This is a genomic window from Microcoleus sp. ARI1-B5 (assembly GCF_036705795.1).
Lineage (GTDB): Bacteria > Cyanobacteriota > Cyanobacteriia > Cyanobacteriales > Microcoleaceae > Microcoleus.
Genome location: NZ_JAUBVK010000005.1, coordinates 263484 through 275913, shown reverse-complemented (window position 1 = coordinate 275913; position 12430 = coordinate 263484). Strand labels below are relative to the sequence as shown.

Below are 12430 nucleotides of genomic sequence, written 5' to 3'. Positions count from 1 at the left end.
CAGGTAAAAGGCTTGCTTGTTCTGCTGTTAATTCAGTCAGAGCCGATCGAGTACCTGGGTGTTGCCGAGGATAGCGTAGCTACAATGATTGGTGTCAAGGAGAATCATTTGGGATCTCGCTCTTTTATTTTAGGCGATCGCTCATCAGAAACAAGCACGGGCGATCGACCTTTTTTTCGCTGGGGCGAGATCCCTTCGTGGAATCATCGCACTTTAAAATGGTGGAAATGGATAAAATTGTAAGCGGGACAAGAGGTTGGGTGACACGAGGGTTAAGGGAATATGTAGGAAAGGGATCTCGCTCAAGGGGAAAGCTACCAACTTGCATAACTTTCACAATCGGAGTAAACTTAGTTTATAAACTTAGTTTTTTAAGATTATGGAAACTGTAAATATCGATCGAGCTAAGACAAATCTCTCCTAACTATTGTTGCGTGTGGAACTTGGAGAATAAATTATTATTTCAAACGGATCTATCCCAATAGCGAAGTTAGTTCCGTTTCGTAATTCATCGAATCGACGAGCTAGTTTAGGGCAAGATCGAGGGAGATTTATTGTACCAGAGGACTTTAACGCTCCTTTGCCAAAAGATATTTTGGCAGCATTCGATATGAGAGATTGAAATGCTTTATAAAAACGCTTGCTGATTGCTCAGGCTCAGATATCAACTATCAAAAACTCTTTACGGTCGAAACATGATACAAATTACCACGGCTGAATTACCCCAAACCCTCCAGACTCTATTTATAGAGGTCGAACGTACTAAAACCCCCCTCACCATCATCCATGAAGGGAAACCATTAGTGATTATTTATCCTGCCACTACCCAAACCCTACGCCCCGCGTTTGGCACAATGAAAGGAAGCGGTGAAATATTAGGAGATTTAATTGCTCCTGTTGCCGAAATGTGGGAGGTTTTAGAATGAAAATTTTAGTCGATACCCATATTTTGCTTTGGTATTTACTCGGTGACGAACGCCTATCGCTCCAACTTCAAACGGCTATTTCCGATTCTGATAATGAACTTTGGTTGAGTCCAATTAGCATTTGGGAGACGCTCATCCTTGCAGAAAAAGGACGGATATCTTTACAGCCAGATCCGGTTACATGGGTTAATTTAGCTTTAAAAACTTTGGAAACTCGTGAAGCCCCAATGAATCCTGCCATTGCCATTTTAAGTCGCGAGATTGCACTACCCCATCAAGACCCAGGAGACCGATTTATTGCCGCCACAGCTATTTACTATGAGTTAATATTAGCTACAGTTGATGCCAACCTTACAGGTAATTCGGTGGTACAAACACTCAGTTAGGCAATATTCTATATTTTTGTGGGCTATCGCACTTTTTTGCTGTGGCGAGATCCCTACAGGATAGCTATGCCGCGCGTCCCCTTGTGTGCAATCATCGCTCTTTGAGATGGTGGAAATGGATCGGATTGTGAGTGGAAACAGAGGTTGGGGTGACGCGAGGGTTAATGGAATATGTAGGAAAGGGATCTCGATCTTTCCCAAAGTCAGATTAAACGCCGATGAATGTTGGGTTGAGGGAGGAAAGTTAACCTACGGAAGGGTTGGGATCGCACGCTTGAGTCTAATCATCACACTGCTTGGTCATTGTACGAAGTGCGCTCGATGAGCCAATTCCTCTGTACCTATACGATCGGTCAAGATACTGGTCAAGGTCAAGAGCTTCGAGGTAAACTATAATTGCTCAAAGTTTCTGGAGTCTGACATGGAAACAATGAAATTGATCTCGCATATTGGAACCGATGGTATATTGCTTCTCCAAATGCCCACTGAGTTTAAAGATACTTCTGTTGAAGTTCTAGTAGTTGTACAGCCTCTAACATCTGAGGAAGTTAAACCGAAGTATAACGCTTGGGGAAAGCTAACTACTAAAAAATCAATTCAAGCAGCAATTACTAAAATGCTACAACTGCGTAAAGAAATTGCCTTGGATAAAAATTCAATACGTTCCATGATTGAAGAAGGGCGCAGGTTTTAATGCAGTTTGTACTTGATTGTTCTGTAGCAATCAGTTGGTGCTTAGTCGATGAAGATAACGATTATGCCAATGCTATACTCGCGATGATGCCGGATTGCGAAGCATTTGTACCAGGCATTTGGTCGCTAGAAGTTGCTAATACTCTCCTGGTTGCTGAGCGACGAAACCGCATGACGACTGAGCAATCTGAAATGGCGATTGCTTTGTTACAATCACTTTTAATTCAGGTTGATGAAGCTACGGATAGCAACGCACTCTCGTCAACTCTGGTACTAGGAAGACAAGAAGGTTTAGCTGCTTATGATGCAGCTTATTTAGAGTTAGCAGTACGATTGGAATTGCCGATCGCCACACTCGATACCCGCTTAGCGGAAGCGGCAAATCGCTGCGGTGTGGGGTTGGTAGTTGTCGATCGAGAAATGCCTCCAGACGGAGCAATCGTAATGCAAAGGACAACAGGTAATGGCTGCATTAGTTTCGGGCGATCGCTCTTTCATTTTAGGCGATCTCTCATCAGAAACAAGAAAGGGCGATCGCCCTTGATGCGTGTTGGTGCGATCGCTCTTGTGGGCAAAAATTAGAAGGGCGATCGCTCCTGTTTCAAAATAATTTATAAGGGAGATCGCTGCCTTCTTTATGACCACAATCATCGTTTTTTTATTTGAGACATTACTATCGTAGGGCTGGGGAAGGCGATATCGACTCTACTGTTTTTTCTTCGGGTTGACTGGTAAGATAGAGGGTATCCGGACTAAAATCTTGCTCGTGGGGCCATTGAATGCTGCCAAAAGTAAGTTTGACTTGCTGAAAATATTCGATATTTTGAAGTTCGGTGAATATTCCTTTGTCGAGATAGGGAGTGACATTAAAGAGACGAATTTCGCCATTACTAAAGGTGAGGCGAAGTCGATAGTTTTCTAAGGGTTCGACCTTGATGACTTTGGGAGACATATAATTACTCCGAATCACTGGAGGGGGTTGATTTTGAAGACTTGTTGCCCATTGACTGCGAGTTGCCAATCCGCCATCAGTTCATCTTGATGGATTTCGATCCAGGCTTGAACCAGCTTGAGTTTAGATCTTTGTAGTTGCCCCTCAAGCATATCGCCATTAGGGATGGCAAATACGGCTTCATCGTCTTGATAGCTGACGTGGATGTGCGGGCATTGATGTTTTTGGTTATCAAAGTAGTACATTCTGACGATGACACCATAAAACATTGAAATTACAGGCATGGCGACTGATTTTGGGCGTTGATTATACTTTCTATTGTAAGCGATCGCGCTAAATCTTGCGATATTTGTGGGGTTTGGGCGATCTCGCTCTTGACGCTCGGTGGGGATCTCGCTCCGGGTTGAACAATAATAAGGGCGAGCGCTCTTTCATTTTCAACTATAGCTCATCAGAAACAAGAAAGGGCGATCGCCCTTAATGCGTGTTGGGGCGATCGATGCGATCGGAAACAATAACAAGGGCGATCGCTCTGCTATGTGCTTTCCCGTTCCAGCAAGTCAAGAATTTTCTCACAGTATTGAAGTATGTCTATCTTATTAGAACTAGCCAAATTTATTTGACGACACAAAGCTTGTTGAAGACGAACTTTCTCTTCAATATTTTTGGCCTCATCAGATGAAAGCTCTTTTGCACGTCCATAGCCATTCTTTGATAATCCCCAGATGATAGCTATACCTTTAATTGAAAGAGTTTTCATCTGCTCTTCGTCGATATTGATCGTGACAGTATCACCATCATCAGAGAAGACGAACATACTTCCCATAGCAGCCCCTATTGTCCCTCCAATTTGTGCCCAAGTCAGCGCACCGGGTAAAGCACCTACTCCACCCGTTAGAACTCCCGTGATTACACCTCCCAAAATGGCTCCCATGAACGCACTAACACCTCCTATAAGTGCTGCTGCCCCGCTCCCAGTAGTTATTCTGTTAGCATAGTTAGCCTTTGGCTTCATCAGCAGAAGTAATTCATCTCTTGAAGTTGTCGGATGCTCTGCTGCTACTTTGTAGAGATCGCAAACACAGTAGACAAATTCAGCAAGAGAGCCATTGATCTTACGCGCTACTCTTTGTTTAGCTTCTTCAAGTTTTAGCTGTTTATTATAATCTCCTTTTGAAATAATATCGGCTGCGTTTTTTTCGCAATCTTTGATCAGAGAAGCGAGCATATCGCAAGCCTCTCGTGTTATCTCTAACTGTCTTTCCTTATATCGTTTTATCCCTTCCAGAAACTGCGATCGCTGTTCGGAATCAAGAATCTTGACAATTTCATCGTAGATTTGACTTATTTTTGCAGGATTATCCCAGTGAGCATCGAACATAATGACGCTATTAACAGATTGTCCTTTGAAGAAGATATTCCATTGTTCTACCCGATTTTCGACTTCTGTTGCGTTAGTTGCTCTAAGTTCCTTTTCATATTGATTAATAATAGCTACAATTTTTGAGCATTTGCGTTTAATAAGAGAAATTTCTGCTTTAAAACTGTCATCAGGAACAGAGCTTAAACTTGCAACATAAAGCACTAAATTACTCTTTTCCAGTGCCTTTATCGCTTTTGCATCATAAGTAATATCATCTTGCCATTTATCCAGCATCTTAGAGTTAGGATTTTCATCCAGCATATCAAGGTACATCCCCATAGCAGAAGCATTTTGAAAGCCGGGAGTATCTATAAAGTTTGCTTGTATTCCGTCAAAATAATATGCCTCTTCTCTCGGCGAAACATTTGGTGAATCTCTCACATCTCCAACAGACGCTTTCATAAAAGTTCTGATTAGAGTGGTTTTTCCTACGTTGGTGCGACCAGCGATAGCAATATTAATTTTTGGCGTTTCCATATTAATTTAAAAACATAATTACTGCTGACTACAAAGTATATTAAGTTAATTTAATTTACTCTTATTATGTAGATTTGATTTATATTATTCCTTATAATTTATCTTTTTTCTAGCCAAAAAAGCTCAATTTTGTTGGCAATTTTGCTTGCTACTCCAACTCCCCCGCATGAAAAATGTTGGCAAATGCCAGAAAATGTTGGAAAAAGTTAGGTATAATACGGAAAATCACAACATCTGCGATGCCGCATGAATCTTGAGGAAGTGTTAAAAATGGCTGACGATATCGTGTTTGCCAAGACGGGTGAACACCTTGATGACTTACAAGAGGCGATTCTGCGGGGAACAATGCAAGGTGAGAAATACACCCAAATTGCCGAGGAGATTCACTGTAACGAGAGTTATGTTAGGGATGTTGGCTCAAAGTTATGGCAAATACTTTCAGAGGAATTAGCAGAAGATGTTAATAAAAAGACTTTTCGCTCTGCAATGCAGAGATTCCAAGTCTCAATAGTTTCACATTTTGCACAAGACTCTGTGCAAATAGGCTTAGTTAATTATTGTGGAGAAGCTAGACACCCGCCAAACATACCAAACTCACATTCACCAAATCAAGAAACATCACATCAAGATTTAAGCGAAATGCCAGAATTAGGTGCTTTCTACGATCGCACCCTCGAACTCAAAACCCTCACAACCTCGATTCTACAACAAAACAGCCGCCTCACAACCATCACCGGCGGACTCGGCACCGGCAAAACATCCCTAGCAATACAACTCGTACAACAAATAAAAGACGAATTTGAATACGTCATTTGGTGCAATCTCTACACATCCCCCACTCTCCCTGAATTGGAAGCCAACTTAATCCAGTTTTTCTCCCAGTCAGCAAAGCAAGATTTACCGATAACTAACCAGAAAGTATTACCCTTAATTAAATATTTACAAAAACATCGGTGTTTAGTAGTCTTAGATGACGTTCACAATTTGTTCAGCAGCGGCGAATTAGCAGGAAAATATAAACCGGGATACGAAGAATATCGCTCTTTATTTAAACAAATAGAAAAATTATCCCATCCCTGTTGCTTCCTGCTAATCGGTTGGGAACCACCCAAAGAAGTTCCTCAACTTACCAGCGAAAATACTCCCATTCGTATTTTACAACTCACAGGCTTAGATATCCCGGCCGCACGGGAGATTCTCAGAGATAAAGGATTAGCAGAAATCGATAACTGCGAAGCACTCATTCACCGCTACCAAGGGAATCCGTTATGGTTAAAAAGCGTGGCGACTCTGATTCAAGAGTTGGGAATTGACGCAAATGAATTATTATTAAATGATACCGTATTGTTGCCCGAAGATTTGAAAGATGTTTTACAGCAGCAGTTCAGCCGCTTATCGGAAATAGAAAAACAAGTTCTATCTTTGTTGTGTAGGGAAAGCGAGCCAGTCAACTTGGCAAAATTACTCGAATATGGCACAGTGCGATCGCCAGATTTGCTCAATGCGCTGCAATCTTTATCGCGGCGGTGCTTGATTGAAAAAACAGGAAAATTGTACTCTTTGCCACCTGTATTGAGGCAGTATATTAAAGAGTTGTAACTCAAGCTGGATTCGCGCAATATTTTTGTCAGATATTGTGCGTGCGATCGACCATCATATCTCGGCCGGGGCGGGTTTACACTCATCTCGGATTTGTCTCGAAAATCTCGGCGAACCCGCCCCTGCACCAATTACGGTCGATCGATGTTAAATATCCCATTATTTCTTAGTCCGCGCAGGCGGACTTTGGTTGTATAGACGCGGTTTCAACCGCCGAGTCATCAAATTGATATAATCAGATGTGGCTCAATCGCTGCGACCCAAATACTTTGCTCTTGGGAATATTGTACCGCGCCTATTGTGCGATCGATCGACTATCATATCCCGGCCGGGGCGGGTTTACACTCATCTCGGATTTGTATCGAAGATATCGGCGAACCCGCCCCTACAGCAATTGCGGTTAATCGATGTTATACCATTTTTCCTCTCATCGTGCAACAGTAGTCGTAGGGTGTGTCGCACGAGAACAATCCCTCAATTTCATGCCATATCTCATAGATCCGCACCTTTCACTGGAAACTCAGTTTCTGACTATTTGCATCTGTTCAAATAACTTACAATGCTAAGATTACCTTGTTTTGCGATCGATCGCACTTCAGCACCAATCAATGAAACATTCCGCATCCAGCCCCAGAAACAACAGCCAAACATCTCGCTTTGACGGATTATCCTTAGACGATCGCAATCCCGACTTCATTAAACTTTTGCTGCCAGTCTGGGAATGGCTGTACCGCTACTATTTTCGCGTACAAAGCGACGGCTGGCACCACGTCCCCGCGAGCGGAAAAATGCTCGTTGTCGGCTCTCACAACGGAGGAATCGCCGCTCCCGATATGTTTATGTTCCTATACGAATGGTTCCACAGGTACGGTACGGAGCGATCGGCCTACGGATTGATGCACCCGACGATTTGGCAAGTTTCTCCTGATATTGCTGGCATGGCGGTTCAGTGCGGTGCCCTCAAAGCACATCCGAAAATGGCGATCGCCGCTTTGCGCAAAAATGCCCCTGTTCTCGTCTATCCGGGCGGCGCCCAAGATGTTTTTCGCCCCCACCACTTGCGCGATAAAATCTACTTTGCGGGACGCAAGGGATTTATTAAGTTAGCATTGCGAGAAGAAGCGCCAATTGTACCAATTATATCCCACGGTGCCCACGATACTCTAATAGTTTTGGCAGATTTTTACGAAGAAGTTAAGCAATTGCATGAATGGGGGATGCCGTGGTTGTTGGGCATCGATCCGGTGGTATTTCCGGTGTATTTGGGATTGCCGTGGGGACTGAGTATTGGGCCTTTGCCAAATCTGCCTTTTCCCGTGCAAATTCGGACTCGCGTGTGCAAACCGATCGTGTTTGAGAGGTACGGTAAGGAAGCTGCGGGCGATCGCGATTATGTCGATGCTTGTTTCGATTTAGTTACCAATCAAATGCAAGCACAATTAGACAATTTGGTTTGATCGTTCGGACTTCAGTCCTTAAAGCCCAATGTTTAAGTGCTAAAATTATGACTGCAAAAAACTTTGGCAATTGCTATCATAATTTATACCCAGTCCTGGACGCATCAGCCCAAAGAAACCGGGTTGGTTGGCGAATCTGCGGACTACAACGAAAGATTTTCGTCCATCAACCCGGTTTCTGACCACCCCGTGCGATCGCGAACTAATACCAATTCAACAAACTATTGCTAGATTTTTAAATTGTATACAAATTATCTTCCATTCGGCGAACCAACCGCCGGACACGGCAATGCCGTTTCCCTACTTGTAAAATCTAAAATGGTATAATTGCCCGATCGCCTTTACCGCAATTCTAGGATTAAAAAGTACCGCCGGCGGCTCAATCATGTGCAGAACTTCCAAAAATGCTTGACCAACTTTCGCATCTGTGACAAGCACTTGTTTGAAGGCTAATAACTAATACCATGTCCGTTGAATTCCCGGTTATCACAAGAAGGTACGTTGTTGCGTCCGGGACTGTAGATATTGTGAATGTGTCTCAAAGACTGTTAGTGAAAGCCGCCCCTACAAGTGTTTCGGTGCGTTAAAAAAAGTCTAATTCACAAATCAAACAAAATTGGCATAGCACAATTATCTCTCAATCAACAGTAGGCCGCAGACATATTTATACACTTCCGACTGTAGGGGGATGCTTTAGCTCGTCAATAAAGCGATGCTTGCCATTGGGGGCATGAGTCTCAAACTATACATTAGTCAGCTCGCGCCAGCGATCGCGCGCACCCACCCTTTAACGAGGAATATACTATGTATCAAAATTTGCCAATAAATCCACAACTGTATAACATCGGGTTCTGGCTGGCTCAAGTGCCAGTAGAGCAGACTACAACAACAAACAGAGTAGAAGACGCAGCACTCCTCTATTCCGGGCCGCAATTTTTTATCGCCCTGATAGCTGGAGTCGTGCTCGCCTGCGCTTTCCAACTCTTGCTAACAAATTTATCAGTAGCCGCGGGCCTTTCCTACATCGGACAATCCCACGACGACGGACACCACTCGTCGGATAGCAACAGCCCCCCAGTCCGCCACATCGGCCGCAAAGTCGGCACTTGGACGCTAATCACCGTCACCGTCGCCCTATTCTTCGCTTGCTTGCTAGCAGTTAAGCTCAGCTTGATTAGCAGCCCCGGTTTAGGTGCGATCGTCGGTTTAGTCGTCTGGGCCGCCTATTTCTCACTCCTCGTCTGGGTGAGCTCCACCACCGTCGGTTCCCTGATCGGTTCCGTCGTTAACACCGCGACATCAGGCGTTCAAGCCATTTTCGGCACCGCAGCCGCAGCCCTCGGCGCCAAAGCAGCTAGCAATCAAGTAGTCGCCACAGCCAAAGCAGCAGCCGCCGCAGTGGGCCACGAACTCGGTAGCGCGATCGACCCCACAAGCTTGCGAGAAAACGTTGAAGACTACATTCAAAGCCTCAAACCGCCGGAATTAGACATCAAAGGGATGCGCAGCGAGTTTGAAAAATTGCTCAACGATCCGCAACTCAAAAGCATTGCGGGCGAAAATTTGCCGAATCTCGATCGCCAAACTCTTGTAGATTTAGTAAGTTCGCGATCGGACTTGTCAAAACGCGATGTCAACCGGATTGTAGACCAACTCCAAGATGCTTGGAAACAAGTAGGAAAACAAGACCAGAAATCAGACGGCATCGCCCAATTGATAGATTATCTCAAATCAGCAAAATCGGGAGATTTGCTCTCAGATACGCTGACAAGTAGGGTAGAAAAAGTTCTCGGCAATCTGGGTACTCAAAATTCCGGACAAAACCCCACAATGATGTCCCAAGCAACGACAATGGCAGTCAATGCTTTAATGGGAGTAGTTTTGGGCCGCACGGATATTTCTGACTTAGATGTGGAAAAAGTAGTCGGTCAGCTCAAAGCAGCTAAAGACAAAGTTAGCCAGCAAGCTGATAAAGTTACCGCTCAAGTCAAAGGCGAACCAGAAACTTACAGCCCAATTCGCGCTGACGTAGAAAACTACTTGCTCAACACTTATTCGTGGCAGATGAACCCTACCGCGATCGAGCGCGAATTTCGTGACGTGCTCTACGATCCAACCGCCGATCCGGGAACTGTGCGCCGCGAATTAGAAAAACTCAATCAGTCTAATTTTGCCGAAATCCTGGCCAGTCGAGGCGTTTTTACCCAAGACAAAATTAAAGAAATTTCCCAGGAATTAGAAGGAATAAGACAGCGAGTTTTACAAACCGTCATCTTTGCCGAGGAGCAAGAAAAAGCTCGGGATTTGCAGTGGCGGGTGGAAACTTATTTGAAGCTGACGCCGAAAGCAGAACTGACAGCAGCAGGTATCGGGAGCGATTTCAAAAAAATCTTAGAGGATTCTGACGCTAGTTACGAACAGTTGCGCGCGAGGCTTGCTCCTTACACCCGCGACAGTTTCGTGCAAATCCTCAGAGGCCGCGAAAACTTCGGCTTCCAAGAAGTAGAACAGATTGTTAAAGAGTTGGAAAGGACGCGAGATGTAGTTTTAGCAGATTCTCAAGGTCTGCAAGAAGCAGCGCAAGTCCGACTAGACAATCAGTGGCAAAAAGTACAAGAATACTTGAAGTCTACGGGCAAAGAAGAACTCAATCCCGAAGGCATCAAGCGCGATTTTAAAACGCTGCTGGACAACCCGGAAGCGGGAATGTGGGCGCTGAGAGCTAGAGCTTCTCGGTTCGATCGCGAAACTTTGGTAAAATTGCTATCTCAGCGGAAAGACCTCAGCGAAGACCAAGTAAACCAGCTTCTCGACAGCGCCGAAGAAACTTGGCACAGCGCGCTGGAAGCACCGCAAAAGTTGGCTGAAAAAGCCAAGGATCAGTACGACCAAACTACTACCGCCCTGGCAGATTACCTCCGCAAGACTGGCAAGGAAGAACTCAATCCTGAAGGGATTAAGCGGGATTTGACGAAACTGATGGAAAATCCCAAGGAAGGGGCTTTAGCGCTGCGGGGCCGCCTGTCTCAGGTCGATCGCGATACTTTGGTCAAGCTGCTTTCTCAGAGAGAAGATTTGACCGAGGAACAAGTCAATCAAATTATCGACCAAGTGCAGGAAACTCTAGGATCGATCGTGAAAGCGCCGCGCCGTTTGGCAAAGCGAGTGCAAACCCAAGTCCAGGATTTTCAGAGCGTTTTAGAGGATTATTTGCGCAATACGGGCAAGGAAGAATTAAATCCCGAAGCCATCAAGCGCGACTTGCAACTGCTGCTGCACGACCCAAAAGTCGGCGCTTACAGTTTGGGCGAGCGGCTGTCGCATATCGATCGAGCGACTATGATTTCTCTGCTGTCCCAGCGGCCGGATATTTCGGAAGCAGAAGCTGCTCGGATTGTCGATCAAATTTTGTCGGTGCGCGACCAATTCGCACAGCAAATCCAGAAAATCCAGGAGCGCATTCAGTCGGTAATTGACGGGATTCTAGGAAAAGTTCGGGATTACCTCAATTCGCTCGATCGCCCGGAGCTCAATTACGAAGGCATTACGCGGGACGTTCGCAAGTTGTTTGACGATCCGCAAGCCGGATTTGATGCTTTGCGCGATCGCCTCGGTCATTTCAACCGCGATACTTTAGTAGCCCTAATTAGTTCGCGCGAGGACATTTCCGAAGCAGATGCCAACCGCTTGATCGACCAAATTGAAAGAAGCCGCAACAGCGTCTTGCAAAGAGCAGAACGCTTGCAGCAAGAAGCGCAGCTTCGCCTCGAAAGCATCAAATTGCAAGCTGAAAAACAAGCTGAAGAAACCCGGAAAGCAGCGGAAGTTGCATCTTGGTGGCTGTTTTTCACGGCTCTTACCTCGGCCGCTGCGGCTGCGGGCGCTGGTGCTTTAGCCGTCATCCGGTAAAAAAGACTTAATTTGCGATCGAATTGCAAATAGTGCCTGATGTGAGTTATTACTGACATCAGGCATTAATTTTAGTAAAGGATTTTATGTTGGGTGAGTTTATTTATAGCAGTTGACAGTTGACCGCTTGACAGTTGACAGTTACACAGTACGGGAATCAAACCGTTTATGCTGTGGGTTCTCGTCTCCATTCACGGCAGTTATTTATGCCCTCACGCCATGTGGCGGTTGCTATAATTTATTTGCATTTGTTGGCACTATTTAATATTTGTGTAAATCCGCTTAGAGAAGTTTTTTTTTAAGATAAGCTGTGAATTTATACATTTTAATTGGTTGGTAGTGAGGACTTGCATTCCTCATCAAACGACAGAGGACTTGCATTCGGAACGATCGACCCAATTTTTCGGTAATATTTAGGGATCTCAACCCCGCACGCCTGTTCTCCCAACCGCCCGCCTGCGGGCTCGGTCAGTATCAAACGGGAACTGTTTTGTGGCGCGATCGCCCGTTTCTTTTGAAAATCGCGCTCAGGCCATCACTTGTAAGCGATCGGTTGTGCATAATGAAGGGAACTAAAGATGTGAAAATACTACACTGACTGTGGGGGG

The 12430-nt window shown here is 45.0% G+C and carries 11 protein-coding genes; 8 read left to right on the top strand and 3 right to left on the bottom strand.

Features of this window, described 5'->3' with window-relative positions; translation table 11 throughout:
- Positions 1–12: 12 nt before the first annotated feature.
- The 5 genes from QUB63_RS10875 (at position 13) to QUB63_RS10855 (ending at position 2587) form a co-directional block, all read left to right on the top strand.
- Entirely contained in the window at positions 13–243 is a 231-nt protein-coding gene (locus QUB63_RS10875) for a hypothetical protein (RefSeq protein ID WP_332945070.1), read from the top strand.
- A gap of 452 nt (positions 244–695) precedes the next feature.
- Positions 696–926 carry a type II toxin-antitoxin system Phd/YefM family antitoxin gene (locus QUB63_RS10870; RefSeq protein WP_332945069.1) on the top strand — a complete coding sequence of 77 codons (231 nt, stop codon included), beginning with the start codon at positions 696–698 and terminating at the stop codon, positions 924–926.
- Positions 923–1312: a type II toxin-antitoxin system VapC family toxin gene (locus tag QUB63_RS10865; protein ID WP_332945068.1), complete on the top strand. Its 390-nt coding sequence runs from the start codon at positions 923–925 to the stop codon at positions 1310–1312. Before QUB63_RS10870 ends, QUB63_RS10865 begins: the two co-directional genes overlap by 4 nt.
- Before the next feature lie 421 nt (positions 1313–1733).
- Positions 1734–2006 (top strand): hypothetical protein, encoded by a 273-nt coding sequence (locus QUB63_RS10860; RefSeq protein ID WP_332945067.1) that lies wholly within the window; start codon positions 1734–1736, stop codon positions 2004–2006.
- Entirely contained in the window at positions 2006–2587 is a 582-nt protein-coding gene (locus QUB63_RS10855) for a type II toxin-antitoxin system VapC family toxin (protein WP_332945066.1), read from the top strand. Before QUB63_RS10860 ends, QUB63_RS10855 begins: the two co-directional genes overlap by 1 nt.
- A gap of 91 nt (positions 2588–2678) precedes the next feature.
- Here QUB63_RS10855 and QUB63_RS10850 read toward each other — a convergent pair whose 3' ends face one another.
- The 3 genes from QUB63_RS10850 to QUB63_RS10840 all read right to left on the bottom strand — a co-directional run bounded on the left by QUB63_RS10850 (position 2679) and on the right by QUB63_RS10840 (position 4857).
- Complete coding sequence (locus QUB63_RS10850) at positions 2679–2957, bottom strand: DUF2442 domain-containing protein (protein ID WP_293196921.1); 279 nt, start codon at positions 2955–2957, stop codon at positions 2679–2681.
- A 14-nt stretch (positions 2958–2971) separates the two neighbouring features.
- Complete coding sequence (locus QUB63_RS10845; protein WP_332945064.1) at positions 2972–3241, bottom strand: DUF4160 domain-containing protein; 270 nt, start codon at positions 3239–3241, stop codon at positions 2972–2974.
- A 251-nt stretch (positions 3242–3492) separates the two neighbouring features.
- Positions 3493–4857 (bottom strand): GTPase, encoded by a 1365-nt coding sequence (locus tag QUB63_RS10840; protein WP_332945063.1) that lies wholly within the window; start codon positions 4855–4857, stop codon positions 3493–3495.
- Positions 4858–5103: 246 nt separating this feature from the next.
- Here QUB63_RS10840 and QUB63_RS10835 point away from each other — a divergent pair, with 246 nt between their 5' ends.
- The 3 genes from QUB63_RS10835 to QUB63_RS10825 all read left to right on the top strand — a co-directional run bounded on the left by QUB63_RS10835 (position 5104) and on the right by QUB63_RS10825 (position 11822).
- The gene (locus QUB63_RS10835; RefSeq protein ID WP_332945061.1) at positions 5104–6456 is read left to right on the top strand and encodes an NB-ARC domain-containing protein; all 1353 of its coding nucleotides are present in this window, start codon (positions 5104–5106) and stop codon (positions 6454–6456) included.
- Positions 6457–7064: 608 nt separating this feature from the next.
- Positions 7065–7913 (top strand): glycerol acyltransferase, encoded by an 849-nt coding sequence (locus QUB63_RS10830; RefSeq protein ID WP_332945059.1) that lies wholly within the window; start codon positions 7065–7067, stop codon positions 7911–7913.
- Between the two features lie 804 nt (positions 7914–8717).
- A complete protein-coding gene (locus tag QUB63_RS10825) occupies positions 8718–11822 on the top strand; it encodes an MFS transporter (RefSeq protein ID WP_332945058.1) in 3105 nt (1034 codons plus the stop codon).
- Positions 11823–12430 lie beyond the last annotated feature (608 nt).